Genomic DNA, 25,073 nt, shown 5'->3' on the forward strand with positions numbered 1-25,073 from the left:
GTGTGTCACTCCGCGGGCGGGATGTTCTGGTTGTGCCGGAACACGTTGGTCGGGTCCCAGGCCTTCTTCAGCTCACGCAGCCGCTGGTAGGTCTCGCGGCCGTACGCCGCCTCGACGCGCAGCAGGCCCTCGTCGCCGATAAAGTTGAGGTAGGCGTGCCCGGTGCTCCACGGCTTCACCGATCCCGCGAGGCGGCGCGTGAAGGCGATGTTCGTCTCGTCCTGGGCGTGGTCGGGCGGCCACATCGACAGGTAGTGCAGGTTCCACGGGGACTGGCGGTTGCCGAAGGCGGTCGCGTCGTCGTCCACGCGGGCGATCGCGCCGCCGCCCGCGACGATGATGATCTGGCTCAACGGCGAGACGGGCGGCATCGCGTGAGCGAGGTAGGTGTCGACCGCCTCGTCCGGGAAGGAGCTTAGGAAGTCGCCGCTCCAGTAGTTGTGCATCCCCTTGACGTTCGGCGGGTCGAGCAGCTGCTGGACGGCGACGTAGGGCATCGGCTGGACCAGGTTGGCAGCGGGCGGGCCGAACTCGGTGAGCGGGGCGAGGACCTCGCGTCCCTCGTCGACGTCGCCGGCGTAGAGGAGCAGCACGCCGACGGCCGGCTGTCCGCGGGCGGGCTCGGGCACGAACTCCTCGGGCGGGGCGGTGATCAGCGCGACGCCGGAGCCGACCTCGTCGGGAGCGGTCAGCATGAAGTCCCGCCAATGGGTCAGCACCTCCCTGGCCTGGAAGCCCGGGTAGAGCAGCATGCCGCCGTACACGATCGGCCCCACCTCGTGCAGGCGGAAGGTGAACTCGGTGACGACACCGAAGTTGCCTCCGCCGCCGCGGATCGCCCAGAACAGGTCCGGGTTCTCGCTCTCCGACGCGGTCACGATGTCGCCGGAGGCGGTGACGACCTCGGCCGCGAGCAGGTTGTCGCACGTGAACCCGAGCTTGCGCTCGAGCCAGCCGCTGCCGCTGCCCAGCGAGAGCCCGCCGACGCCCGTCGTGGACACGCGGCCACCCGTCACGGCGAGGCCGTGCTCCTGCGTCGCCGCGTCGACCATCCCCCAGGTGGCGCCGCCGCCGACCCGCGCCGTCCTGGCGTCGGGATCGACCACCACGTGGGCGAGCGGCCGCAGGTCAACGCAGACACCGCCGTCGATGACGGCGGCGCCGGTGACGCCGTGGCCGCCGCCGTACACGGAGATGCCGAGTCCGTCCGCGAGCGCCTGCGTGATCGCGTCGGCGACCTCCTGCGCAGAGGCGCACTTCACGATCCGGGCCGGGGACCGGTCGATCAGCCCGTTGAAGACGGTCCGGGCCTCGTCGTAGCCGGGATCACCCGGACGCAGGACGGTGCTGGATGAGATCTCGGTCAAGGGGTGCCTCCTCGGACGGCCCGAGAAAGGTCTGACGCTCCATGCTGCGCCCGCCCGCCAGCGGTGGCAATGACCCGGACGGGTGGTTGCCACGAGCGGATCAGCGCAGTTCGACCAGTCGCACGAGGTCCTCGTCCTCGAAGTCCTGGCCGCCGCCCTCGACGTGCGCCGTCGCCACACCGATGCGCCGGCAGAAGTCGAAGACCTGGTCCTCGACGAGGTGGGTGCGGAACCAGACCAGGTCGCCGTCGAGGTCGGCGGCGTGCCGGTGCTCGTACGTCGCGACCGTCCCCATGTCGGAGCGCCGGAGTAGGCGGACAGTGGAGCGCTGCCGGAGCGGCAGGATGTAGACGCCCAGCGTCACGAAGTAGAGCGCTCCGCCCGCCGCGATCCAGCCTGCCTTCCTCCCCCGCCGGATCGGCTCGTACTCCACCTCGATCGCGAACCAGCGGCCGGCGACGTCGGCCGTCGTGACCCCGGCCGCGGGCTCGGTCACGACACTCCGTACGGACGCTCGTCGGCGACGTACCAGACGGTCCAGGCGACCGGGAAGAAGACGGCCGCCACCGCGGCGACACCGCGCCCGCTCCCCCGGCGCCGTTGCCCCTGCCAGGTCAGCGCCGCCGGCACGCCCAGCACCACGACGAGTGCGGCCAGCATCAGGATCACCAGGCCAGTGTCCCTCGACCACGTCGACCTCGCCAGGAGATCCGCGGAACGCCGATGTGGCCGTTTCCCGGTGCGGTCCACGCGCGACAGCGACACTGGGGCTCCTGAACGAGGAGGAAGCGATGAGCTCGGACGACATGCACGGGGCGGCCTCGGCACCCGAGGCCGGCCGGGGGCTCGCGGCCGCGGACCGGGTCCCGCTCTACCTGTTCGGGCTCACCCTGCTCGTGATCGTCGCCTTCGTCGCCGGGGTCGCGCAGTTCGAGGCGACCGAGTGCAGCGGGCCGGAGGACGGCGAGTGCGACATGGCGGCCTTCGGCGGCATCTTCTGGGCGCTGTGTGCCTTCACCGCCGGCGTGGTCGCGATCGTCGTCGCCGAGGTCGTCCGGGCCGTTCGGAGGCGCACCGGACGCGCCCCCGCCGGCGTCAGGTGAGGTCCGGGTTGACCTGCACCTCGCACAGCACCACCCCGTCGACCTCGAACTGCTTGACGCTGTCGAACTTCGGCCACGGGTCGCGGCGCCAGTTCATCAGTGTGTAGATGCCGAAGTCGGGCTTGCCCTCGGGGAGGACCTCCAGCTGCTTCGAGCGGTACTGCTCGAGCTGGCCGTCGACGCCCCAGCGGTTCTGGACGGTGGCCTTCTTCTTCGAGGTGTAGTCGCGCCAGTGGTCGTCGAGCCACAGCATCGCGTCGCGCGTGCAGGCGGCCCAGTAGTCGGTCTCGAACTGCGTGTGCTGCTTCTCGAAGCCGCCGGTCGCGGCGTTGAAGTACATGTACTCGTACGGGTAGATCCGGGCCACGCCGACGAGCACCTGCACCTGCGCGGCGACCGCCACGAGCACGGCGACGCCGGCCGCCCACGGCCGCCAGCGCACCGATGCGCCCTCGCGCAGCAGCCAGCCGACGCCCACGACCAGCGCGTACGCCGCCAGCAGCAGCATCGGCGGGACCACGAAGAGGAAGTGGCGCAGGGCGTTGTAGAGCGTCGGGTCGAGCGCGATCAGCGCGAGCACCGGGAAGAGGAACGCACCGAGCAGGGCGATGTCGGAGGCGGTGCCGCGGCGTCGTACCAGGTCGACGAGGGCCAGCGCCGTGCCGGCGAGGGCCAGCAGCACCGAGAGCCACGGCGATCCCTGCCACAGCCAGGTCGGGACGTAGTCGCGTGGCAGCATCATCGCCTCGACCATCTCGCCCTTGTAGAGGATCGGGTCGTCCCAGGGGTACTTCGACATCGACGCGATCGCGGTGGGCAGGCCACCGACCGGGTTCAGGAAGACATAGGGCCAGACCGCCAGGATGGTGAGGTACGACGCCAGCCCGACCACACCCGCACCGGCGGCCACCCGGCGCAGACCCGCCGCGTCACGGCCGTGGAGCAGCCACCACGCCAGGGCGAGGACCCCGACGACCGGGACCCACAGCAGCGCGATCACCCGGATCGAGACGGCCATGCCGAACACGACCCCCAGGACCGCCAGGCTGCGCCACGGCAACCGGTCGGGCTCCTCCTCCCACCGTCGCGCCAGGCGGATCGTCAGCCACAGGACGGCGAGCATCGCGACCGCGAGCGTGGTGTCCTTGGAGTTGGTGAGGATCGCGCCGGTCCAGCGGGGGTAGAGCGCGAGCGCGAGGGCGGCGGTGAGGGCGAACCACCACGCGCCCTGCTCGCTGATCCGCCGCGAGCCACGGGCGATCTCGAGGGCGCACAGCGCCATGAGAGCGACGCCGAGGACGCCGGTGAGGCCGCAGACCAGCGACCGGACCGTCCACGGGTCGGCGTCGAACAGCCGCCCCGCACCCGACTGGAACGCGGCGACGACGGTCTCGAAGAAGGGTCCGTGCTGCGGGAGCTGTGTCTTCTCGGGGTAGTCGAGGAAGCTGCGGTCGCTGCCGAGGCTGAGGTACCAGTCGAGGACGCGGTGCCCGTAGTCGTTCTGCAGCGGCTCGTCGAAGGTGCGACCGTGGACGTCCGCCTGGGTCAGGACGAAGCCGACGAGCAGCAGCAGGAGCAGGCCGAGGAGGACCTGGGGAGCACGACGCAGCACCACGCGAGGATAGGCGGCCCACCGTGACCGCACCGTCAGGCGCCCCGATGGGGCGCCCGACTGGCGCGAAGGTCACACGGTGACAGGTGCCTCCTGGGCGGCGCGGAGCTGCAGCGCGATGTCGATGAGCTGGTCCTCCTGGCCACCGATCAGCTTGCGCTTGCCGGCCTCCAGCAGGATCTGCGCGCCCGAGACGCCGTAGCGCTCGGCGGCGTTGCCCGCGTGCTTGAGGAACGAGGAGTAGACGCCGGCGTACCCCATCATCAGGGTCATCCGGTCGAGCTGGCACTCCTCCGGCATGGCCGGCTTGATGACGTCCTCGGACGCGTCGACGATCTTCAGGAAGTCGACACCGGTGGTCCACCCGAGCTTGTCGCACACGCCGACGAACGCCTCGAGGGGCGTGTTGCCGGCGCCGGCGCCGAAGCGGCGGACCGAGCCGTCGATCTGGGTGGCGCCCGCGCGGGCGGCGATGACGGTGTTGGAGACACCGAGGCCGAGGTTCTCGTGGCCGTGGAAGCCGACATCGGCCTGGCCGCCGATCTCGGCGACGACGGCCGCGACCCGGTCCGCGGTCTGCTCCATGATCAGCGCGCCGGCGGAGTCGACGACGTAGACGCACTGGCAGCCGGCGTCGACCATGATCCGCGCCTGCTTCGCCAGCACCTCGGGCGACTGCGTGTGGCTCATCATCAGGAAGCCGACGGTCTCCAGGCCGAGCTCGCGCGCGAGGCCGAAGTGCTGGATCGAGACGTCGGCCTCGGTGCAGTGCGTCGCCACCCGGCAGATCTGGCCGCCGTTGTCCTGCGCGGCGCGGATGTCGTCCTTGGTGCCGAGGCCCGGCAGCATCAGGAAGGCGATCTTGGCCCGCTTGGCCGTCTCGGCCGCGATCCTGATCAGCTCCTGCTCCGGGGTGCGGGAGAAGCCGTAGTTGAACGAGGAGCCGCCCAGCCCGTCGCCGTGGGTGACCTCGATGACCGGGACGCCTGACTCGTCGAGCGCGCGCACGATGTCCTCGACCTCCTGGCCGGTGAACTGGTGCCGCTTGTGGTGCGAGCCGTCGCGCAGGCAGGTGTCGGTCAGGCGCAGGTCGAGCTTGCCGAACGGCTCGTCGCCGTGGATCCCCGACCAGGTGCGGGCGAGTGCGTTGATGTCGGTCATGGTCAGTTGGCTCCCAGGATCGAGCGGGCGATGTTCTGGCCGACCTGGGTGGCGGCGGCCGTCATGATGTCGAGGTTGCCGGCGTACGGCGGAAGGAAGTCGCCTGCACCCTCCACCTCGACGAAGATGGAGACCCGGCGCATGCCCCGCGTGAAGTCGGACGGGCCGTCGAACTGCGGCTCCTGCAGCAGCCGGTAGCCGGGGACGTACTCCTGGACGGCCTTCTCCATCCGGTGCACGGACTCCGCGATCGCGTCGGTGTCGGCGTCCGGGTCGACCGCGCAGAAGATCGTGTCGCGCATGATCATCGGCGGCTCGGCCGGGTTGAGGATGATGATCGCCTTGCCCTTCTCGGCGCCACCGATGCTCTCGACGCCGGCCGAGGTGGTCCGGGTGAACTCGTCGATGTTGGCCCGGGTGCCCGGGCCGGCCGACGCGGAGGAGACGGAGGCGACGATCTCGGCGTACGGCACCGGGGTGACCCGCGAGACCGCGTTGACCATCGGGATCGTGGCCTGGCCGCCGCAGGTGATCATGTTGACGTTGAGCGCGCCCACGTGCTCCTCGCCGTTGACCGGCGGGATGACGGCGGGGCCGACCGCGGCCGGGGTCAGGTCGATGGCGCGGATGCCGGCCTCGGCGTACCGGGGCGCGTACTCGCGGTGGACGTAGGCCGAGGTGGCCTCGAAGAGCAGGTCCGGGAGCTCGTCCTGCTTGAGCAGCCAGTCGACGCCCTCGTGGCTGGCGACGAGGCCCTTGTCGGCGGCGAGGCGGAGGCCCTCGGACGCCGGGTCGACGCCGATCATCCACCGCGGCTCGATCACGTCGCTCCGGAGCAGCTTGTAGAGCAGGTCCGTGCCGATGTTGCCGGGGCCGACGATCGCGGCCGTCAGCTTCTTTCCACTCACGTCTTACTCCTCGAACGAGACGGTCAGGGGCGCGAACCCGCTGATGGACGCCGTGACCCGGTCACCCGGGGCGAACGGCACGAAGGGGCCGAGGGCCCCGGACAGGATCAGGTGGCCCGCCCGCAGCGGGTCACCGAACCGGGCGGCCTGGACGGCCAGCCAGCGCAGGGCCTCGAGCGGGTCACCGAGGCACGCCGCACCGTTGCCGGACGAGCGCTCCTCGCCGTTGATGGTGAGGGACATGACGACGTCACGGGGCTCGATCCCGCTCAGCGGGAGTCCGTCGCGGCCGACGACGAACAGGCCGCTGGAGGCGTTGTCGGCGACGGTGTCGGTGAAGCCGATGTCCCAGCTCTCGATGCGGGAGTCGACGATCTCGAGCGCCGGCAGGGCGACGTCGACGGCCCCGCGGACCAGCTCGAGGGTGATCTCCTCCTCCGGTACGTCGATGTCGCGGGCCAGCACGAACGCGACCTCGGCCTCGACCCGCGGCTGGACGAGCGTGCGCATCGAGATCGGCGTGCCGTCCACACCGTCGCTCACGTCCATGTCGGAGAGCAGGTAGCCGAAGTCCGGCTGGTCGACGCCGAGCTGCTTCTGCACGGCCTCGGACGTGGCACCGATCTTGCGGCCCACGACCCTCACTCCCCCGGCGATCCGGGCCTGCACGAGGCCCTGCTGGACGGCATAGGCTGCCGGGAGGTCGTCGGTGCCGATCAGGTCACGCACGGCGGCGCACGGCACGCGGGTCGCCTGGGCCGTCGCAAGGCGCTCGACGGCGGCCGAGATCGCGTCTGGTGGGGTCACACGGACATACTAGAACCTGTTACAGTTTTTCGCATGAAGGAGTCCTACGACGTCGTGGTCGTCGGCGCCGGTGGCGCCGGCATGGCCGCCGCCCTCGCCGCCTCCCGCAAGGGCCTCGACACCGTGCTGGTCGAGAAGAGCAAGTACTTCGGCGGCTCCACCGCCCGCTCCGGCGGCGGCGTCTGGATCCCCAGTAACTACGCCCTCAAGGCCGCAGGACAAGACGATCCCGGTGACCGGGACAAGGCCAAGACCTATCTCGACTCGATCGTCGGAGACGTCGTCCCGAAGGTCCGCCGCGACACCTACATCGACCGCGGCCCCGAGGTCATGGACTTCATCCGCGACAACACCCCGCTCACGTTCACCTGGGTTCCCGAGTACGCCGACTACCTGCCCGAGCAGCCCGGCGGCCGCGCGCGCGGTCGCAGCGTCGAGCCGGTGCCCATGGACGCACGCTTCCTCGGCGAGGAGCTGGAGCGCCTGCACCCGCCGTACACGAAGGCCCCGGCCAACCTGATCGTGATGCAGCGCGACTACCGCAAGATCAGCCTCGGCCTGCGCACCATCAAGGGCCCGCTCACGATGATCCGCGTGATGCTCAAGCGGGTCCTTTCGCTCCTGCTCGGCAAGAAGATGTTCGCGATGGGCAACGCGATCGCGATCGGCCTGCGCCAGGGCCTGCGGGACGCCGGTGTCCCCGTCGAGTACGAGACCTCGCTGCAGGACCTGCTCGTCGAGGACGGCCGCGTGGTCGGCGTCGTCGTGGAGCGGGACGGTGAGCGTCGCGAGATCCGCGCGAGCCGCGGCGTGATCCTCGGCTCCGGCGGCTTCGAGCACAGCCAGGAGCTGCGCGAGAAGTTCCTCCCCCAGCCCACCTCGACCGAGTGGTCGACGGGCGCCGTCTCCAACACGGGCGGCGGCCTCCTGGCCGGGACGGCGGCCGGCGCGGCCACCGACCTGCTCGACGACGCCTGGTGGGGCCCCACGATCCCGCTCCCGGGACGCGCGTGGTTCTGCCTCGCCGAGCGCAACCTGCCCGGCTCGATCATGGTCAACGCCGCCGGCAAGCGGTACATGAACGAGGCGCTGCCGTACGTCGAGGCGACCCACGAGATGTACAAGGGCGAGGCCACCGGCGTGAGCCACGTGCCGTCGTACCTCGTGTTCGACCAGACCTACCGCAACCGCTACCTCTTCGCCGGCCTCGCCGGCCGCCAGCCCTTCCCGGGGCGCTGGTACAAGGAGGGCGTGGTCACGCGCGCCGACTCGCTGGCCGAGCTCGCCGACAAGCTGGGCCTGCCCGAGGGCTCCCTCGACGTGACCGTCGAGCGGTTCAACGGCTTCGCCCGCTCCGGCGTCGACGAGGACTTCCACCGCGGCGAGAGCGCCTACGACAAGTACTACTCCGACCCGACCGTCAAGCCGAACTGCTCGCTCGCACCGATCGAGAAGGGCCCGTTCTACGCGGTCAAGATCGTCGCTGGCGACCTCGGCACGAAGGGCGGCCTCGTCACCGACGAGCGCGCCCGCGTCCTGCGCGAGGACGGCACCGTCATCGAGGGCCTGTACGCCGCCGGCAACGTGTCGTCGGCCGTGATGGGCAACACCTACCCCGGCCCGGGCGGCACGATCGGCCCCGCCCTCGTCTTCGGCTACCTCGCCGCCGAGGACATCGCCAACCAGGTCAACGCCAACCAGGACGTCGCGAACACCGAAGGAACCGACTGATGCCCATCGACCCGTCCGTCGCGATCGGCGCCGACCTCGGCGCCCGCACCTTCAGCTGGACCGAGTCCGACGTCCTGCTCTACCACCTCGGCATCGGCGCGGGCGCCCGCGCGGGCGACAACCTCTCCGCGGACGCCCTGCGGTACACGCTCGACGACGCGGCCCTGCAGGTGCTGCCGTCCTTCGGCGTCGTCGCGCCGACCTTCCACGAGACCGACCCGCCGCCGCTCGACCTGCCCGGCTGCGACATCAACCTCGCCCAGGTCGTCCACGGCGCCCAGTCCATCTCCGTGTCGGGCCCGCTGCCGACGTCGGGCACCGCGACGATCCGCACCACGCTCACCGACATCTGGGACAAGGTCAAGGCCGCCGTCATCTGGCAGGAGGGCGTCGCCACGTCCGACGCCACCGGCGAGGAGCTGTGGCGGGTGCGCTCGTCGATCTTCGTCAAGGGCGAGGGCGGCTGGGGCGGCGACCGGGGCACGGCCACCTCCGTCGAGGTGCCCGAGCGCGAGCCGGACCACGTGTCGTCGTACACGGTGACGCCGCAGCAGGCGCTGCTCTACCGGCTCTGCGGCGACCGCAACCCGCTGCACGCCGACCCGGACTTCGCGAAGGCCGCCGGCTTCCCCGCCCCGATCCTGCACGGGCTGTGCTCGTGGGGCATCGTGCTGCGCGAGCTCACCGACGGCATCCTGGGCGGCGACGCCTCGAAGGTCGGTGGGTTCACCGGCCGCTTCTCCGGCGTGGTGTTCCCCGGCGAGACCATCCGGGTCTCCGGCTGGCGCACGGACGACGCGATCATCGGGTCCGCGGCCATCGAGGGCGGCGAGCGGGACGGCTCCCCCGTCCTCGCGGACTGCGTGCTGACGCCGGCCTGAGGCCGGACCCTCAGTCGAGCTGGGCGGTCAGCCCGCGCAGGAGGCTGCGCAGCTGGTCCGCCTGCTCGGCGGTGATGCCGAGCGCCTCCGCGATCCGGCAGTGGACCTCGCCGAAGCGCGCGTGCACGGCCCGGCCCTCGTCGGTCAGGGCGACGACGACGGCGCGCTCGTCGTCCGCGCTGCGGCGGCGGGTCAGGAGGCCGTCGCGCTCGAGCCGGCGCAGCAGCGGCGACAACGTCGCGTGGTCGAGCCGCAGCTCCCGGCCGACGTCCTTGATCAGCATCTCGTCGCGCGCGCCGAGGACGACGAGCACGAGGTACTGCGGATAGGTCAGGCCGAGCTCGCCGAGGATCGGCCGGTAGGCCGCGGTCACCTGGCGCGAGGCGGCGTACAGGTCGAAGCAGATCAGGTCGTCGAGGACCGGGGTGGCGAGGGCTGAATTCCTCATGGTTGGAATATACCTCGTAGACGACTATCTTGTGCACTACACAACTGATCGTCATCCCCAACCGAGAGGAACCACCCCATGCCCACTCGCACCGGACGCACTGCCTGGAACGGCGGCCTGCAGGACGGCACCGGCCAGGTCGAGCTGACCTCGTCGGGCGCCGGCACCTTCGAGGTGTCCTTCCCGAAGCGTGCCGCGGACGACGCCGACGGCACCACCAGCCCGGAGGAGCTCATCGGGGCCGCCCACTCGGCCTGCTACGCGATGTCGCTGTCCAACGAGATCGCCAAGGCCGGCGGCAACCCCATCGCGCTCGACGTCTCGGCCGACGTCACACTCGGCCCGGACCCGGCCGGCGGCTTCCAGCTGACCGCGATCAAGCTCACCGTGCGCGCCGAGGTCGAGGGCCTCGACGAGGACGGCTTCCAGGCCGCCGCCGGAGCGGCGAAGGTCGGCTGCCCGGTCAGCAAGGCGCTGACCGCGGTCCCGATCACGCTGGACGCGGCGCTGGAGAGCTGACCTCCCCCACGGCCCGCTCCACCGCGAGGTCCACCGGGTCGCCGACGCGGATCGTCCCGCCCTCGAGCACCCGGAACACGGTCCCGGCCCGGCGCCGGAGCGCTTCCTGCGCTCCGGCGCCGATCGTGTCGTCGAGCAGCTTGCACGGCGCCGCCACCCGGACCGCCTCCAGCAGCACGTCCCCCACCCGGATCCGCGCCCCCGGGTCCCGGGGTACGACGCCCGCAGCGATCGTCAGGTTGCGGCGGGTCAGCTCCGAGGGCACCGCGCGGCCGAACACCCGCGCCGCCTCGTCGAGCGTCTCCCGGCTCTGCACGGTCACGTGCCGGTGCCGGGTGCCGTGGTAGCGGTCCCCCACGATGCCCTTGCCCGCCTCGACCTCGACGACGTCCTTCGGCTGCATCGGCAGCCGGGACGCCTTGGCGACGTGGATCGCCTCGACCGTCGATGTTGCGACGGGCGTTTCGTCACGCGGATCCATGGCGCAACCCTAGGCTGCGGGCCATGGACACCTCGGGGACCGCACCGCTGGAGATCCGCCGGACGCCGGCTCCCGGCTCACGTGGGGTGATCGCGGCCGCGGCCGGCGCCGTCGCCGCCGGCGTCCTGCTCGCCGGCGCGGGAGTCGTCGCCGTCGCCACCCAGGACCTCGACACCCCGGAGCAGCTCAACGGCGCCCTCGTCATCGTCGTCGGCGCGATGGCGGTCGTCTGGGGAGCGCGCCGCCTCCGGAACCGGCGCGGGCTGCTGCGCACCGACCTCGTGCTGCGCCTCGACCAGACCGGGGTCGGCATGATGACGGGCTCGCTGACCGACGAGGGCGGCTGGGCAGCGCTCGCGTGGGCCGACGTCGCACGGGTCGAGCTCCGGGTGCACCGGCTCGGGCCGCCGTACTTCCGCGAGGAGCACGACGCCCCGGTCCTGCGCTTCGTCGCCGTCGACGACAGCGCGATCCAGCTGACCGGCGGGTCGCCGTACGAGGCCGTCAAGGCGGCGGCTCTCGGGATCAGCGCTGCCGAGGGGGCACTCGCGATGATCCTCGGGCCCACCACCATGGACCGTGCCGGGCAGGTCCGGGACTGGCTGCAGGCCCACCGCCCCGACGTACGCCTCGAGCTGGAGGCCTAGGCGCGGGCGTCCTCGGCCTTCGCCCGCAACGCGGCGACCATCGCGTCCGGGTCGTCGGCGGAGTAGACCGCCGAGCCGGCGACGAACACGTCGGCTCCCGCCTCGGCGCAGCGCTCGATGGTCTCGAGGGAGACCCCGCCGTCGACCTGGAGCCAGGTCTCGACGCCGTGCTTCTCCATCAGCGCGCGGGTACGACGGATCTTCGGCAGGCACATGTCGAGGAACTTCTGGCCGCCGAAGCCCGGCTCCACGGTCATGATCAGCACCATGTCGAGCTCGGGCAGCAGGTCCTCGTAAGGCTCGATCGGCGTGGCCGGCTTGAGCGCCATCGACGCCCGCGCGCCGGCGGCGCGGATCTCGCGAGCCAGCCGCACCGGGGCCTTCGCGGCCTCCACGTGGAAGGTCACGGAGCCGCACCCCGCCTCGACGTAGGCCGGGGCGTTGCGGTCGGCGTCCTCGATCATCAGGTGCGCGTCGAGCGGCACCGGGCTGACCCGGGCCAGCGCCTCGACCATCGTCGGCCCGAAGGTCAGGTTCGGCACGAAGTGGTTGTCCATGACGTCGACGTGCACCCAGTCGGCGCCGGGGATCCGGGCGACCTCCTCGCCGAGCCGGGCGAAGTCGGAGTTGAGGATCGACGGCGTGATCTGGATGTGGCCCACGGACGGTCAGTCTAGGGAGCGCGCCCGGGCGTCCGGAAAATCGCGTACAACCATTTCCACGGCTCACGCGTCACCGGGACATGGAGCTGATCGAGGGAGGTGCCACGGTGGTCGCGACAGACCGGGACGACGCCGCGTTCGACGCCTTCGTCGCGGCCCGCCTGCCGCACCTATTGCGGCTCGGCCGGGCGCTCACCGGGGACGAGCAGCGCGGAGCCGACCTCGTGCAGGATGCGCTGGAGCGGGCTCTCGTGCGCTGGAGGAGATTGGACGAGCCCGAGGCGTTCGTCCGACGGGCGATGGTCAACCGCAGCATCTCCGTGTGGCGCAAGGTACGACGTGAGCGTCCCCTCGAGGCGCTCGACGACACCGCCGTCCACGACCGACCCGCCGATCACGAGCTGCTCGCCGCAGTTCGGGCGCTGCCGGCACGCCAACGGGCGGTCGTCGCCCTGCGCTACTACGAGGACCTCACCGAGGTGCAGACCGCCGAGGTGCTGGGCTGCTCGGTCGGCACGGTGAAGAGCCAGGCCAACCGGGCGATGCTCGCGCTGCGACGCCAGCTCCCGACGTACGACGACCGGCAGGAGGCACGATGAGCAACGCACTCGAGGACGCCCTGCGCGGGGCGTTCGCCGCGGAGGTCGACGTCGACACCGCCCGCTTCGCGGATGGCGTCCGGGCCGGCGTCCGACGACGCCGCCAGACCCGCCTGGCCGTCGCGGGCACCGCTGCCGCGGCCCTCGCCCTGGCGGGCGCCGTCGCCGTGGGCATCGGCTCGAGCGGCGACGACGAGCGTCGGCCGACCAACCACGTGAGCGACGGCAACACCGAAGGCCTCGGCGGCGTGCCGGACGCCCCGGCGTCACTCGCCGTGGCCGGTGACCGTCTGTTCGCGCTGGTGACCGACCTCGAGTGCGACTGCTCGAGGGTCTACCGCCGCGACGAGCGCTGGATCGAGCTGGGCGAGATCCCCACCTGGGAGGTGCTCAGGCTCCAGGTCGCGTCCAACGGGACCGACGCCTGGGTGGAGGGTGCGAGCGGTGGCTCGATCTGGGCGAGCCACGACGGCGCCCGCACCTGGACGACCTTGGACCTTCCCCCGCTCCGCGGCGGCGAGCAGGAGGACCAGAGGACCCTGGCCGTCAACGACGACGGCGCGATGGTGTTCCAGGACTCCACCGACGAGGCCTGGTTCGTCTCGCCGGGGAGCGACGAGCTCACGCCCGTCGCGGTCAGCGACGACGTCGACCCGAGTGCGGTCGTCGCGGTGGGCGACGCCTTCGTGCTGGTGCCGGCACTCCACGCCGAGGTCGACAGCACCGACCTCGCGGTGACCCGCGACCTGGGCGAGACCTGGTCGACACTCCCCCAGCCGTGCAACGGCGGCGCCGTGTCCTCGACGGGTGCGCTGTTCGTCGGGTGCACCGAGGACGACGGCAAGGTCCACATCTCGCGGTGGCGCCCCGAGCAGGCCGGCTTCGAACCCTTCCGGGCCGTGGCCACCGCGGCCAACGACGGCTACGCAGCCATCGACGACGACCGACTGATGCTCCGCCTCCGCGACGACGAACGGTTGATCACGGCCGACGGCGAGCAGGCGATCACGACCTACCTTCCCCCGGACGAGGTCACGCGCGGTCTCGCCGCGATCGGCGACCACCTGTGGCTCGCGGCTTTCGGTGCCTTCCAGGAGTCCCTCGACGGCGGGAGGACCTGGCGGCCGGTCCGCTGACCCGGGCCGCGCCCGACACCGGACGGCACCGCGGCCCCCGGATCAATTCGCTCAGGACAACTCCGGACCAACCTCCGCCGGTCGATCATGGAGACAGGGAGCCGAAGGAGTTCCCCGGGGGGAGGCCGTCCCATGGCCATGATGAACAGCGAGGCGCGCAAGCGGTCCATGGCGACCGGCGACGACGCGTCCGACCCGCGCGCGGTGGCGAACCGGCTCGCCGACGCGTGGGACGTCGAGGCGGACCGCGAGGAGGCCTGCGGCAACGGCTTCGCCGCCGTGATCCTGCACAAGCAGGCCCGTGAGCTGCGCGAGGCGATGCACCCGCCGCTCAGCGCCTGACCAGCCGGATGGGCCGGGAGAGAGTCGGTGACTCTCCCCCGGCCCGGCGACGCACCCGATCAGCCCGTCAACGGATCACCTTCGCCGTGCTCGTCCGCGTGAGCGTGGTGTAGCCGGCCTTGGAGCCGGTCACGCGCACAGTGATGCGCTTGCCGCGGTCGGCCCTGACCAACCGGTACCCGGCACGGGTCGCACCACGGATCACCTTGCCGTTGCGCAACCACTGGATCCTCGTCGTCACCGGCGCCGGCCCCCAGGCACCGACCGCGACCTGGAGGGTGCGCCCGACCCTGGCGGTGCCCGTGATCCGGGGCAGGGCCGTCGTCAGGACTCCGGCCGCGACACTGCCCGTCGGTGCGCTCGGCACGGTCAGCGTGGTGAACCCGTCCTTCGTGCCGGTGACCGCCACGGACAGCGTCCTCCCCCGGTCCGCGGCGACGGCGGTGTACGTCGCCTTGGTCGCTCCCGCGATCGGAGCACCGGACCGGAGCCACTGGTAGGCGAGCGTCACCGGCTCCGGACCCCAGGTGCCCGCCACCGCCGTCAGCTTCACGCCGACGCGGGCGGTGCCCGTGATCGTCGGTGTCGCCGGCACGAGGGTCCCGGGCGGCGCGGCGACCACCGGTGCCGTGACGGCCTCCGACGTCGTCACGTTGCCGGCGGCGTCGGTGATCCGGGCCTTGAAGGTGACGTCCTCCCCCGCCATCTCGCCGGTGGGCGTGAAGGTGAAGGTGTACGGCGCGTGCTGCGACGTGGCCACCTCGACGTCGTCGGCGAGCAGGGTCACCGCCGCCACCGCGAGGTCGTCGCTCGCCCGCACGATCGGCGTGACGGGCTGACCGACGGTCAGCTCCGTTGCGCCGGTCGGCTCGACCACCCGCCCCTCGGGGGCGTCGTCGACGATCGCACCGACCGTGCTCGGCACACCGGCGGGGACCGAGGTCGCGCGTTGTGACACCACCACCGAGCCGCTCCCGGTGACGGCCTCGACGCCGGTCGCCGGGTCGCCGACGCCCGAGGTCGCCGGAGCGGCCGTCCCGAGGTAGCTGCCGGAGATGGTGAACGGCGCGTCGGTCCGCACGGCGCTGCCGTCGGCGACGACATTGGCCACCGTGATGCCGTTGCCGGTGATCGCGTTGCCGGACGCGGTCAGCTGGCCGCCCTCGACTCCTGCGTCGGTCAGCAGCAGCCCGCTGGAGCGTGCCGGGTCGGGCGCGAACCAGTTGGTGGTGATGCGGCTGTCCTTGACCAGCCCGTCGACCCCGTTGGTGAACTCGACGCCCGTCTGCGGTAACACCGAGCTCTTGCGGCCCTTGACCACCGTGCGCACCACGTAGCCGTGCTGCCGGGTGCCGGTGCGGACGGCGTTGTCGGCGGCGCCGTCCTTGCCACGGCCTCCGTCGAACAGGATGCCGCCGGACTGGTAGCCGGTCACGACCGAGTCGGTCACGGTGACCTCGTTCTCGACCGTGCCCTTGCCGGCCCCCAGGATGAGGCTCGTCTTCACGATGCCGTAGCCGTGCGGGTGCTCGGCCAGCTCGCCGGCGCTGGTCGCCGTCCGCAGGGGCCCGACGACCGAGTCGTTGACGCGACCGGCGGCCCCGAAGAAGGCGATGCCGGCTTCGGCCCAGGTGTCGCCCGAGGTGACCGTCACGCCCGAGATGTCGACGAACATCTCGTTGGTGTCGGTGGATCCGAGGGACTGGCGCGACACGGTGATCACGTTGCCGCCGCCGTCGCGGAGGTACGGGACCAGGCCCGCGAGGTCGTCGACCGACGGCTTCGGCTTGATGGTGACCTTGTCGGCTCCCGCACCCTTGATCTTCAGCGGCTTGGTGATGGTCAGGCCGTTCGTCGCCTCGAGGGCGACCGGGTTGCTCGCGTGGGCGACCGGCGTGGACGACTCCTCGTAGACGCCGGCACAGACCGCGATGGTGTCCCACGGCGCGGCGAAGTCGACGGCCTTCTGGATCGAGGAGAACTGCGCGTCGGGGCACTGCGCCTTGTCGTCGTCGACGGTCCACACGGTGTTGGCGCCCCGCTGGCCGACGGTGTCGACCAGCGCGAGGTTGCCCTTCGAGACGTCGTACGCCTCGAGGTAGGTCGCCGGGTCCGGACCCGATCCGGGGGCGCCGTGCCCGGCACCGTCCGCCTTGTCCGCGCCGTCCGAGAGGACCTGCGGAGCACCGTCCTTCTCCTGGAAGCGGACGTCGGCGAGCTGGATGGAGCCGGAGGACGGGGTGTCCGCCTCACCGAAACGGAGCTCCACCTCGGCCACCTGGGTCAGGTCGACCCCCTGGTCGGCGAACTCGGTCAGCGGCACCCGGATCTGGTCGAGCACGATGTGCGTGTTGGGCGTGTTGGTGCCCGTCGACATGTGGAGCGCGTTGCCCCACTTCGGGTCTCCCGCGTGCACCGTGCCCTCATGACCCGTCCGGTCCGTCAGCGCGATGACGAAGTCCTGGCTGGTGGACGTGGGGTCGTACGACGTGGGCAGCTCGTTCGGCCACTCCGCCCCGACCTTCGTGTTGTCCCCGCGGTTGTCCGCCCCGGGGTTGCGCAGGTCGAAGAAGTTGACGTCGGCGCCCATGGCGAGCGCCTTCAGCCCGCTGACATCGGCGTCGGCGGCCGGGATGACGGCCGTGAGCCGCGCCTTCTTGCCGGCCTCCCACGCCAGCGCGAGCTGGCGGCCGTAGGAGTGGTTGACCGGCGCGTTCTCACGGGTGCCGTTCTGGCCACCGAGCGCCGCCTTGGCCGGCAGCGGGCACGCCTTCGCCCCGGTGGGCTGGGTGGTCTTGCCGAGCTGGGCGGGAGCGAAGTCGTCGGGCTCCGGGTTGCACCAGTCGTACTCGGCGAAGCCGGTCCCGGTCAGCGGTGCGCCGAGCGCGTTCTGCCCGAGCGGGTTGGTGATCTCCGGGCGGATGATGTCGACGCGCTCGTCGGGAGCGGCGAAGTAGCTCGTCGAGACGTACTCGCCGCAGTCGATCCTGGTCGCCGACTCCGAGGTCGGGCACGCGCTGGCCGGGATCTGCCGGTGCGAGGCCGTGGCCGACAGCTCACCCGTCATGTAGGGCTCGAACGCGCCCTCACCACCGACGTAGCGGCGGAAGAACGCCGCCATGGTCGCGAGCCCGATCTTCTCCTGGTCGCCCATCCGCGCGGGGTCGCCGGAGATCTTGGTGTTGACCAGGGGGTTGAAGGTGTCGTCGTTGTCGATGACGTAGTTGTCCGTCTTGACCGTGTCGTGGCTGCCGTTGGTGGTCCCGGGACGGGTCACGATCGCCTGCGGGTTCGCCGCACCCGACAGCCGCAGGTTGTGCGGGTGGACGTTGGTGCTCGCGAACGGTGCCGAGTTGCCGCAGGCGGCGTCGTTGTTGCCCTGGCCGTCGGCGCCGCCGTCGGCGTACCAGACCGTGTTGTACCAGTTGTGGATGGCGCCGAGCTGGCTCGACTGGATGCGCGGGAACGGGTCGCCGGGGTTGATGTACTGGCTGCGCTCGTAGAAGCGGGCTCCCTGCAGGTTGGACACGTCGCCGTCGCAGAACGGCAGGATCGACATGTACGGCATGCCGTACGGCGCCTTGCGCTCGTAGTCGACCGGTGCCAGCGAGATGACGCCCCGCAGCGGGTAGCGCGGTCCGTCGGTCCGCGTCCGGTTGTAGTCGATGAAGCTCGTGACCGCGTCACCACCACGGGAGTGGCCCATCAGGCCGATGCGCGTCATGTCGAGCTTGCCCTTGAGGGTGTCGCCGATCGTCGTGTGGGCGTCGTCCGCGAGCCCGTCCGCGTTCGCCTCCGACAGGGCGTCGAGCGCAGCGGCGATGAGCAGCCGGCGCTGGTGCATGCCCTTGCCCTTGTTGTTGTCCTGGCGCATCATCAGCTGGTCCTGCGACACCGAGAAGGTCGTGTAGCCCCACGTCGCGAGGTTCTCCCCGAGATAGGCGTAGCCCGCCTCGTTGCGCTTGAAGGCCGCGCAGCTGGCGTTCGCGGCATCCTGGCCGGCGTCGCACGAGCCGTGGTTGCCGTGGACCAGGATCAGGACCGGGCTCGGCTCGGCGCGGTCCGCCGGGTAGTACAGCGCACCGCGGATCTCCAGCTGCTCGGCGGACTGGGCCTGTCCCGTGCCCGGTGCCGCGCCGCTCGAGTTGGGCTCCTGCAGGTCGACCAGCCCGAGCTTGGCCTCCTGGATGGTGCTGGGGGTGTAGCCGCCGCGGGCCGTCGGGTCGGGCAGGGCGGAGTAGTCGGGTGTGCCGTCAGCCGCCCGGGCGGGGGACGCCGTGCCGGCCACCAGGGGCACCGACAGGACGGAGAGCGTGAGCACCAGGGGCAGAAGGGCCCTGCGTGCACGGGTGATTCTCATGCGCAACCTCATCGATCTCGGGATGCCCGGTGGGGGGGTGACCCGGGCCCGATGAGGCTAGGTAGTTGAAGTATCACCTAGATGCGCGAGGCATTTCAGACTGGTAAAGCCTCTTCAATTCCGCAGGGTCTCGCCGATCGCCGCGATCCCCTGCGCCACCTCGGTGAACGAGGTCGACAGCGGCGACAGCCCGATCCGCAGGCCGTCCGGGTTGCGGAAGTCCGGCAGCACGTCGCGCTCCCACAGCGCCGCGGTCACCTCGCGCATCCGCGGGTGCTGGAGGGTGACGTGCCCGCCGCGCTCCGCTGCGTCGCGCGGCGAGACCACCTCCACCTCGGGCAGGTCGCGGTCCACCAGCTCCAGCGTGTACGACGTCAGGGCGACCGACTTCGCCCGCACCGCCTCGATGCCGACCTCCTCCAGCAGGCCCACCATGTCCTCCAGCGCGAGCATCCCGAGCACCGGCGGCGTACCGCTGATCAGGCGGCGGATCCCCGGCGCGGGCGTGTAGGCCGGGCCCATCGCGAACGGGTCGGCCGCGCCCATCCAGCCCTGCACCGGCTGGTGGAAGGCGTCCGCGTCGAGGTGGCGCTGCGCGACGTACCCGAACGCAGGCGAGCCCGGCCCGCCGTTGAGGTACTTGTAGGTGCAGCCCACGGCGAGGTCGACCTGCCAGGCGTCGAGCTCGACCGGCACGGCGCCGCTGGAGTGGCACAGGTCGACGAGGATCCAGGCTCCCGCCTCGTGGGTGAGCCGGGTCAGCTCGGCGACATCGGCCATGAAGCCCGACTTGTAGGCCACGTGGCTCACCACGACCAGCGCCGTGTCGTCGTTGAGGGCGGGCGCCAGCGCCTCGGGCGTCACTCCCCTGTCGGCCTCGACGTCGAGCCACCGGATCGTCAGGCCGCACTCCTTCGCGACGCCCTCGACGACGTACCGGTCGGTCGGGAAGTTGTCGACGTCGATGACGACCTCGCGCCGGCCGGGGCGCGCCGCGACGGCGGCGCGGACCAGCTTGTAGAGCAGCACGGTGGTCGAGTCGCCGATGGCGGTCTGGCCGGGCGCGGCGCCGAGCGTCGCTGCGGCCAGCCGGTCGCCGAGGGTCAGGGGCAGCTCGAACCACCGCTCGTCCCAGCCCCGGATGAGCCGCCCGCCCCACTCCTCGGCGACGAAGCGCGCGATCCGGTCCTCCGTCGCGCGCAGCGGGCGCCCGAGGGAGTTGCCGTCGAGGTAGACCAGCGGCGAGGCGGCGCCCACGAAGCGGTCCCGGTGGGCGACGAGCGGGTCGGCGGCGTCGAGTGCCGCGGCATCGAGGGTCACGCGCAGAACCTACTCCCCGGAGAGGTGTCCTCACTTCCGCTGGTCGAGCGATATTTGCCCATCGCCCGCGTAACGACCGCCACGGCCGTCACGTTCAGCCGTGCGACATGGACGGTTCCGGGGACCGTCCAGAGCCTTCTCGGGAGCCAGGGACGCCGAGCCCCTCATCGGCAGCTCAGAGAGAAAGGCATCGACATGCTCCGCATGACCAAGAAGAAGGCTGCCGTCATCGGGGGCGTGACCGCCGCCGTCGTCACCGGCGGTGTCGCGTTCGCGTACTGGACCAGTGACGGCACCGGCACCGGCTCGGTCACCACGGGCGACTCCGTCGCGTGGGAGGTCACGATCGACAGCACCGACCTCGGCGGCCTCACCCCCGGCGGTCCGGGCGAGACCGTCACGTTCCACGTGAAGAACAACAACACCGGCGTGCAGGCGCTGCAGGACACCGTCGCCTCCGTGGTCGACACGTCGAACAGCGGCTGCACCGACGCTGACTTCGACGTCAGCGCCACCACGATCACGTACGGCGACGTCGCCGCCGGAGGCACCGTCGACGGCACCTTCGAGATCACGATGGTCAACCGGGCCGCCAACCAGGACGCCTGCAAGAACGTCACGGTGAACCTCGAGGTCGCCGCGAGCTGACGCGGACGACGCGAGGAGCTGGGTCGACATGGCCGGGAGGATCCCGATGGGCGGGTACCGCGGACGCGTCCGTCTGCTGGTGCTGGCGCTCGCCGCCCTCCTCGCCATGTCGCTCGGCGCCAGTGCCGTGCAGCCCACCGCCACCACCGTGGGGGTCGGCCTCGGCATCAGCGTCGACCGCACGTCGGTCGGCATCACCGTCGGCTCGCAGGCCGTCGTGGCCGTGACGGTCAGCCAGCCCGGGTCCGTGCTCGGCCCCGTGCACCTCAGCGTGAGCGGGGTCCCGGCGGGCGCGAGCGCCACCATCCTGCCCAACCCGATGGTCAACGGCCTGCCTGCCGTGGTCGCGATCCAGACCAGCGCGTCGACGCCCGTCGGCAGCCACCTCGTGAGGATCACCGCGACCAGTGCCGGCCAGTCGGCATCGGTGACCTTCCAGCTCAACGTCACGCTCGCGACCGGGTTCACCATGGTCCTCTCGCCGCCGGCGGCGACGGTGGTGGACGGCCAGTCGACGTCGTACACGCTGACGGTCAACCGCGGCCTGCTCGCCGGACCGATCTCGCTCAGCGTCACCGGCGTGCCGCAGTTCGCGACCGCCACCGTCTCGCCGTCGCTCTCCTTGCTGGGCAACACGGCGACGGTCAGGATCAGCACCGCGACCAATGTCGTCCCCGGGACCTACCTGGTCACCGTCAAGGGACAGGCGCTGCTCGCGTCCGCCACCGCGTCGGCCTACCTGGTCGTGGTGCCGCAGACCTACGCCGACTTCCCGATCACCGGCACGCCCGACCGGGTCCTGGCCCCCGGGAGCGAGCCCGCCGCGATCGACCTCCGGCTGACGAACCCGTTCGGTACGCCGATGACGGTTACCGCGCTCGGCGTCGACCTCACCTCGACCGACAAGCCCGGCTGTACGACGGCGAACTACGCGGTCGCCGGCTACGCGGGCCCCTTCCCGCTGACCATCCCGGCGAACAGCACGCGCTCGCTGTCGTCGCTCGGGGTCCCACGCGCACAGTGGCCGTCCGTGCGGATGCTGAACCTCCCGACCAACCAGGACGCCTGCAAGGGCGCCGTCGTCCAACTCGCCTACACCGGCGCCGGGAACGGGGCGTGAGGACGATGAGGACCACCGCCACCACCTCACGGCTGCGCCGCCCGGGCGACGCCCGGCACCGCGGACGCGGACGGGTCAGCACGACCGCTCGCCGCACGGCTCGGCCCGGCCTCGTGGTCGCGCTCGTCCTCGCCACCGGCCTGTCGCTGGGCGGCGTGGCCGCTGCGTTCTTCACCTCCGACGGCACGGGCGCGGGCAGTGTCACGACCGGCACCCTCGAGCCGCCGACGGACGTCACCGCGACGTCCACACCGGGCACCGGTGAGGTCGAGCTCACGTGGTCGGCGGCGACCGGCGGCATCGCCCCCGACGGCTACCGCGTGCGGCGCATTCCGCTCAGCGGCCCCGCCGTCGACGCCTGCGGCACCTCTGCCTCGGCCACCACCACGGCCACGTCCTGCACCGACGAGGACGTCCCCCTCGGGAGCCACACCTACGTGGTCACGGCCGTCCAGGCCACGTGGACCGCGGCGGCGACGCCGAGTGACGCGGTCGTCGTGGCGCAGGCCTCGCAGGCGATCTCGTTCACCTCCGAGCCCAGCGCCCCGACGTACGACGGCCCGACGTACACCGTGGCCGCGGACGGCGGCGCCTCGGGCAACCCGGTCACGTTCAGCACCGGCACGCCGTCCGTGTGCACCAGCTCGGGGACGCACGGCGCGACCATCACGTTCGTCGGCGCCGGGTCCTGCACGGTCCTCGCCGACCAGGCAGGCAGCGCCTACTACAGCGCAGCCCCTCAGGCGACCCAGGCGTTCGCGGTCGAGAAGGCGGCACAGGCGATCAGCTTCACCAGCACCCCGCCGGTCGACGCGGTCGTCGGCGGCAGCGGCTACCACCCGAGCGCCACCGGGGGCGCGACGGGCAACCCGGTGGTGCTCACCGTCGACGCGACGACGTCGGCCAACTGCTCCCTCTCGGGCGGGACCGTCACCTACCTCAAGGCCGGCACCTGCACCATCGATGCGGACCAGGCCGGCGACGCGAACCACCTCCCGGCTCCGACGGTCCAGCAGTCGTTCGCGATCTCGCCGGCCGCGCAGGCGGTCACGATCACCTCGACACCGCCCACCGACGCCAAGGTCGGCGACACCTACGCGCTGACCGCCACGGGCGGGGGCTCCGGCAACCCGGTCGTCCTCGCCACCACCTCGCCGTCGGTCTGCTCCGTCTCACCGACGGGCCCCGGAGCCGCGACCGTCACCTTCACGGCGCAGGGAACCTGCGCGCTCACGGCCGACCAAGCGGGCAATGACGACTACCTCGCCGCCACGCAGGTGACCCAGTCGGTCACCGTCACCCGCAAGGCGCAGGCGATCACCGGCATCACGACGCCGTCCTCCCCGACCTACCTCGGCGGCTACACGGTCTCCGCCACCGGCGGCGGGTCCGGCAACCCCGTCACCTTCGGCACGACCACCCCTGCGGTCTGCACCAGCTCCGGGACCAACGGGGCCACCATCTCGTTCGTGGCGGCCGGCACCTGCACGATCACCGCCGGCCAGGCCGGCAACGGGACCTGGGCGCCGGCGCCGACGGCCTCGATCACCTTCGTGGTCGCCAAGGCGGCGCAGACGGTGACCTTCAACCCGGCGTCGCCGGTGACGGCCGGAGCCTCGGCCACCCTCACCGCGACGGCGTCGAGCGGCCTGACCGGCTTCACCTTCGCGACCACCAGCGCGTCGTCGGTGTGCACCGTCAGCGGGAGCACGGTCACCTATGTCGGCGCCGGCACCTGCGCCCTCACGGCCACCCAGCCGGGCAACGCCAACCATCTCTCCGCCAGCACGTCGGCGAATGTCACGGTGAACCCGTCGGCCGACACGACGAACCCCACGATCGGAGCGATCGAGCCGGGCAACGAGACCGGCGGCTGGAACAGCATCGCCTGCAGCACGGGCCTCCCGGGCAACCAGGGCAGGATCTGCGTGTCAGCGAGCGACAACGTCGGAGTCGCCAGCGTGACGATCAAGCTCACGAAGTCGAACGGTCGGTGCTGGAGCGGAACCGGCTCGACGACGTTCGACGCCGGCAACTGCGCCACGGCGATCACGCTCGGCGGCAGCGGCGGCCTGTGGACGTCGAACGCGCTCGTCTTCCAGAGCAGCAACGGCCAGCCGAACTTCACCGCCACCGGTTACACGCTCGTGGTGACCGTGAAGGATGCTGCGGGCAACACCACGACGGCGACCCGCACCTTCACCGTGAGTGGCGCCTAGCCGGCATCCCCATCGTCGTCGTCGACCGGCAGGTCGTCGCGGTCTGCCCACTCCAGCAGCGGCGCGAGGTCGAAGACGTGGTCGTCGATGTCGTGGTGCAGGTCGCCGATCTCGGCGAACCGCTTCGGCACGGTGCGGATCGTGAAGTCGCGCGGGTCGGCGTCGTCGATCTCGTCCCAGCGGACGGGGGTGGAGACCCGGGCGTCCGGCAGGCCGCGGACCGAGTACGCCGCCGCGATCGTGTGGTCCCGGGCGTTCTGGTTGTAGTCGACGAACACCGCAGCGGGGTCGCGGTCCTTCTTCCACCAGGTCGTCGTCACCAGGTCCGGGGCGCGCCGCTCGACCTCACGAGCGAAGGCGAGCGCGGCTCGTCGTACGCCCTTGTGGTCGTGCTCGGGCTTGACCCGGACGTAGACGTGCAGGCCCTTGCTGCCGCTCGTCTTCGGGTAGCCGACGGCGCCCAGCTCGTCGAGGACCTCGTGCGCGACGTGAGCCACCCTGCGGATGTCGTCGTACGACGACGCGGGCCCGGGGTCGAGGTCGATCCGCCACTCGTCGGGCATCTCGGTGGCACCGCGCCGGCTGTTCCACGGGTGGAACTCGACGGTCGACATCTGCACCGCCCAGATCACCGACGCCAGCTCGGTCACGCACAGCTCGTCCGCCGTGCGCTTCCAGCGTGGGAAGAACAGCTGCACCGTCTCGACCCAGTCGGGCGCACCGGCGGGGAGCCGCTTCTGGTGGACCTTGTCTCCCTCGAGCCCCTTCGGGAACCGGTGCAGCATGCACGGCCGCTCCCACAGGGCGTTGACGATGCCCTCGCCGACGGCGAGGTAGTACTCCACCAGGTCGAGCTTCGTGGCGCCGATCTCCGGGAAGTAGACGCGGTCGGGATTGCTCACCCGGACGACGCGGTTCTCGACCTCGATCTCGACCGACGGGGACGCCATGGCGCCGAGACTAGCGGCCGCGACCGACGGCATCGGCGAGAAAATGCTGGAC

At 71.6% G+C, this 25,073-nt stretch carries 24 protein-coding genes; 11 read left to right on the forward strand and 13 right to left on the reverse strand.

What is annotated here, in order from left to right; all coding sequences use genetic code 11:
* Nucleotides 1-5: 5 nt before the first annotated feature.
* From BJ993_RS23160 to BJ993_RS23170, 3 genes are all read right to left on the reverse strand, one after another.
* Nucleotides 6-1,367, reverse strand: a complete 1,362-nt coding sequence (locus BJ993_RS23160) for an FAD-binding oxidoreductase (protein ID WP_179651526.1) — start codon at nucleotides 1,365-1,367, stop codon at nucleotides 6-8.
* A gap of 100 nt (nucleotides 1,368-1,467) precedes the next feature.
* A complete protein-coding gene (locus tag BJ993_RS23165; protein ID WP_179651528.1) occupies nucleotides 1,468-1,863 on the reverse strand; it encodes a hypothetical protein in 396 nt (131 codons plus the stop codon).
* Complete coding sequence (locus BJ993_RS23170; protein ID WP_179651530.1) at nucleotides 1,860-2,036, reverse strand: hypothetical protein; 177 nt, start codon at nucleotides 2,034-2,036, stop codon at nucleotides 1,860-1,862. The genes BJ993_RS23165 and BJ993_RS23170 overlap by 4 nt, the downstream gene beginning before the upstream one ends.
* Nucleotides 2,037-2,158: 122 nt before the next feature.
* Between BJ993_RS23170 and BJ993_RS23175 the strand changes: the two genes are divergently transcribed.
* On the forward strand, nucleotides 2,159-2,470 hold the full coding sequence (locus BJ993_RS23175) for a hypothetical protein (protein ID WP_179651532.1): 312 nt from the start codon (nucleotides 2,159-2,161) through the stop codon (nucleotides 2,468-2,470).
* Here the strand turns inward: BJ993_RS23175 and BJ993_RS23180 are convergent.
* The 4 genes from BJ993_RS23180 to BJ993_RS23195 form a co-directional block, all read right to left on the reverse strand.
* Nucleotides 2,463-4,082, reverse strand: a complete 1,620-nt coding sequence (locus tag BJ993_RS23180; RefSeq protein WP_179651534.1) for a DUF2339 domain-containing protein — start codon at nucleotides 4,080-4,082, stop codon at nucleotides 2,463-2,465. The genes BJ993_RS23175 and BJ993_RS23180 overlap by 8 nt on opposite strands.
* 72 nt (nucleotides 4,083-4,154) lie before the next feature.
* Nucleotides 4,155-5,243 carry a 4-hydroxy-2-oxovalerate aldolase gene (gene dmpG / locus BJ993_RS23185; protein WP_179651536.1) on the reverse strand — a complete coding sequence of 363 codons (1,089 nt, stop codon included), beginning with the start codon at nucleotides 5,241-5,243 and terminating at the stop codon, nucleotides 4,155-4,157.
* Nucleotides 5,244-5,245: 2 nt separating this feature from the next.
* Nucleotides 5,246-6,151 (reverse strand): acetaldehyde dehydrogenase (acetylating), encoded by a 906-nt coding sequence (locus BJ993_RS23190; protein WP_036545085.1) that lies wholly within the window; start codon nucleotides 6,149-6,151, stop codon nucleotides 5,246-5,248.
* Nucleotides 6,152-6,154: 3 nt separating this feature from the next.
* A complete protein-coding gene (locus BJ993_RS23195) occupies nucleotides 6,155-6,958 on the reverse strand; it encodes a 2-keto-4-pentenoate hydratase (RefSeq protein ID WP_207005889.1) in 804 nt (267 codons plus the stop codon).
* Nucleotides 6,959-6,991: 33 nt separating this feature from the next.
* Here BJ993_RS23195 and kstD point away from each other — a divergent pair, with 33 nt between their 5' ends.
* Nucleotides 6,992-8,689 (forward strand): 3-oxosteroid 1-dehydrogenase, encoded by a 1,698-nt coding sequence (kstD, locus tag BJ993_RS23200; RefSeq protein WP_179651538.1) that lies wholly within the window; start codon nucleotides 6,992-6,994, stop codon nucleotides 8,687-8,689.
* On the forward strand, nucleotides 8,689-9,570 hold the full coding sequence (chsH3, locus tag BJ993_RS23205) for an enoyl-CoA hydratase ChsH3 (RefSeq protein ID WP_179651540.1): 882 nt from the start codon (nucleotides 8,689-8,691) through the stop codon (nucleotides 9,568-9,570). Before kstD ends, chsH3 begins: the two co-directional genes overlap by 1 nt.
* 10 nt (nucleotides 9,571-9,580) lie before the next feature.
* Here the strand turns inward: chsH3 and BJ993_RS23210 are convergent, their stop codons facing one another.
* The gene (locus tag BJ993_RS23210) at nucleotides 9,581-10,018 is read right to left on the reverse strand and encodes a MarR family winged helix-turn-helix transcriptional regulator (protein WP_179651542.1); all 438 of its coding nucleotides are present in this window, start codon (nucleotides 10,016-10,018) and stop codon (nucleotides 9,581-9,583) included.
* A gap of 78 nt (nucleotides 10,019-10,096) precedes the next feature.
* On the opposite strand from BJ993_RS23210, the gene BJ993_RS23215 reads away from it, so the two are divergent.
* A complete protein-coding gene (locus BJ993_RS23215; RefSeq protein ID WP_179651544.1) occupies nucleotides 10,097-10,537 on the forward strand; it encodes an OsmC family peroxiredoxin in 441 nt (146 codons plus the stop codon).
* On the opposite strand, the gene BJ993_RS23220 is transcribed toward BJ993_RS23215, so the two are convergent.
* Nucleotides 10,509-11,018, reverse strand: coding sequence for an MOSC domain-containing protein (locus tag BJ993_RS23220; RefSeq protein ID WP_179651546.1), 510 nt, complete (start codon nucleotides 11,016-11,018; stop codon nucleotides 10,509-10,511). The two genes, BJ993_RS23215 and BJ993_RS23220, sit on opposite strands and share 29 nt — an antisense overlap.
* Nucleotides 11,019-11,041: 23 nt before the next feature.
* Here BJ993_RS23220 and BJ993_RS23225 point away from each other — a divergent pair, with 23 nt between their 5' ends.
* On the forward strand, nucleotides 11,042-11,665 hold the full coding sequence (locus BJ993_RS23225; protein ID WP_179651548.1) for a hypothetical protein: 624 nt from the start codon (nucleotides 11,042-11,044) through the stop codon (nucleotides 11,663-11,665).
* Here BJ993_RS23225 and rpe read toward each other — a convergent pair.
* Nucleotides 11,662-12,327: a ribulose-phosphate 3-epimerase gene (gene rpe, locus BJ993_RS23230; protein WP_179651550.1), complete on the reverse strand. Its 666-nt coding sequence runs from the start codon at nucleotides 12,325-12,327 to the stop codon at nucleotides 11,662-11,664. The two genes, BJ993_RS23225 and rpe, sit on opposite strands and share 4 nt — an antisense overlap.
* 107 nt (nucleotides 12,328-12,434) lie before the next feature.
* Between rpe and BJ993_RS23235 the strand changes: the two genes are divergently transcribed.
* From BJ993_RS23235 to BJ993_RS23245, 3 genes are all read left to right on the forward strand, one after another.
* Entirely contained in the window at nucleotides 12,435-12,926 is a 492-nt protein-coding gene (locus tag BJ993_RS23235; RefSeq protein WP_308645690.1) for a SigE family RNA polymerase sigma factor, read from the forward strand.
* Nucleotides 12,923-14,062 carry a beta propeller repeat protein gene (locus tag BJ993_RS23240; protein WP_179651553.1) on the forward strand — a complete coding sequence of 380 codons (1,140 nt, stop codon included), beginning with the start codon at nucleotides 12,923-12,925 and terminating at the stop codon, nucleotides 14,060-14,062. The genes BJ993_RS23235 and BJ993_RS23240 overlap by 4 nt, the downstream gene beginning before the upstream one ends.
* A 132-nt stretch (nucleotides 14,063-14,194) precedes the next feature.
* A complete protein-coding gene (locus tag BJ993_RS23245; RefSeq protein WP_036545074.1) occupies nucleotides 14,195-14,404 on the forward strand; it encodes a hypothetical protein in 210 nt (69 codons plus the stop codon).
* Nucleotides 14,405-14,471: 67 nt separating this feature from the next.
* On the opposite strand, the gene BJ993_RS23250 is transcribed toward BJ993_RS23245, so the two are convergent.
* Nucleotides 14,472-18,764 carry an Ig-like domain-containing protein gene (locus tag BJ993_RS23250; protein WP_179651555.1) on the reverse strand — a complete coding sequence of 1,431 codons (4,293 nt, stop codon included), beginning with the start codon at nucleotides 18,762-18,764 and terminating at the stop codon, nucleotides 14,472-14,474.
* Nucleotides 18,765-18,878: 114 nt separating this feature from the next.
* Nucleotides 18,879-20,084 (reverse strand): kynureninase, encoded by a 1,206-nt coding sequence (locus tag BJ993_RS23255; protein WP_308645691.1) that lies wholly within the window; start codon nucleotides 20,082-20,084, stop codon nucleotides 18,879-18,881.
* A gap of 195 nt (nucleotides 20,085-20,279) precedes the next feature.
* Between BJ993_RS23255 and BJ993_RS23260 the strand changes: the two genes are divergently transcribed.
* From BJ993_RS23260 to BJ993_RS23270, 3 genes are read left to right on the forward strand one after another with little or no spacing between them, the layout of a single operon-like run.
* Nucleotides 20,280-20,732 (forward strand): hypothetical protein, encoded by a 453-nt coding sequence (locus BJ993_RS23260; RefSeq protein ID WP_179651557.1) that lies wholly within the window; start codon nucleotides 20,280-20,282, stop codon nucleotides 20,730-20,732.
* Nucleotides 20,733-20,760: 28 nt separating this feature from the next.
* Nucleotides 20,761-21,852, forward strand: a complete 1,092-nt coding sequence (locus BJ993_RS23265) for a COG1470 family protein (RefSeq protein ID WP_179651559.1) — start codon at nucleotides 20,761-20,763, stop codon at nucleotides 21,850-21,852.
* A 5-nt stretch (nucleotides 21,853-21,857) separates the two neighbouring features.
* Nucleotides 21,858-24,071 carry a beta strand repeat-containing protein gene (locus BJ993_RS23270; RefSeq protein WP_179651562.1) on the forward strand — a complete coding sequence of 738 codons (2,214 nt, stop codon included), beginning with the start codon at nucleotides 21,858-21,860 and terminating at the stop codon, nucleotides 24,069-24,071.
* On the opposite strand, the gene ligD is transcribed toward BJ993_RS23270, so the two are convergent.
* Nucleotides 24,068-25,021: a non-homologous end-joining DNA ligase gene (ligD, locus tag BJ993_RS23275; protein WP_218864780.1), complete on the reverse strand. Its 954-nt coding sequence runs from the start codon at nucleotides 25,019-25,021 to the stop codon at nucleotides 24,068-24,070. The genes BJ993_RS23270 and ligD overlap by 4 nt on opposite strands.
* Nucleotides 25,022-25,073: the final 52 nt, after the last annotated feature.

The organism is Nocardioides aromaticivorans, from assembly GCF_013408525.1.
Lineage (GTDB): Bacteria > Actinomycetota > Actinomycetes > Propionibacteriales > Nocardioidaceae > Nocardioides > Nocardioides aromaticivorans.

Coding starts and splice junctions, on each gene's coding strand:
- BJ993_RS23175 (WP_179651532.1), top strand. CDS start 2,159: ATGAGCTCGGACGACATGCACGGGGCGGCCTCGGCACCCGAGGCCGGC.
- dmpG (WP_179651536.1), bottom strand. CDS start 5,243: ATGACCGACATCAACGCACTCGCCCGCACCTGGTCGGGGATCCACGGC.
- kstD (WP_179651538.1), top strand. CDS start 6,992: ATGAAGGAGTCCTACGACGTCGTGGTCGTCGGCGCCGGTGGCGCCGGC.
- chsH3 (WP_179651540.1), top strand. CDS start 8,689: ATGCCCATCGACCCGTCCGTCGCGATCGGCGCCGACCTCGGCGCCCGC.
- BJ993_RS23210 (WP_179651542.1), bottom strand. CDS start 10,018: ATGAGGAATTCAGCCCTCGCCACCCCGGTCCTCGACGACCTGATCTGC.
- BJ993_RS23215 (WP_179651544.1), top strand. CDS start 10,097: ATGCCCACTCGCACCGGACGCACTGCCTGGAACGGCGGCCTGCAGGAC.
- BJ993_RS23220 (WP_179651546.1), bottom strand. CDS start 11,018: ATGGATCCGCGTGACGAAACGCCCGTCGCAACATCGACGGTCGAGGCG.
- BJ993_RS23225 (WP_179651548.1), top strand. CDS start 11,042: ATGGACACCTCGGGGACCGCACCGCTGGAGATCCGCCGGACGCCGGCT.
- BJ993_RS23240 (WP_179651553.1), top strand. CDS start 12,923: ATGAGCAACGCACTCGAGGACGCCCTGCGCGGGGCGTTCGCCGCGGAG.
- BJ993_RS23245 (WP_036545074.1), top strand. CDS start 14,195: ATGGCCATGATGAACAGCGAGGCGCGCAAGCGGTCCATGGCGACCGGC.
- BJ993_RS23250 (WP_179651555.1), bottom strand. CDS start 18,764: ATGAGAATCACCCGTGCACGCAGGGCCCTTCTGCCCCTGGTGCTCACG.
- BJ993_RS23260 (WP_179651557.1), top strand. CDS start 20,280: ATGCTCCGCATGACCAAGAAGAAGGCTGCCGTCATCGGGGGCGTGACC.
- BJ993_RS23265 (WP_179651559.1), top strand. CDS start 20,761: ATGGCCGGGAGGATCCCGATGGGCGGGTACCGCGGACGCGTCCGTCTG.
- BJ993_RS23270 (WP_179651562.1), top strand. CDS start 21,858: ATGAGGACCACCGCCACCACCTCACGGCTGCGCCGCCCGGGCGACGCC.
- ligD (WP_218864780.1), bottom strand. CDS start 25,021: ATGGCGTCCCCGTCGGTCGAGATCGAGGTCGAGAACCGCGTCGTCCGG.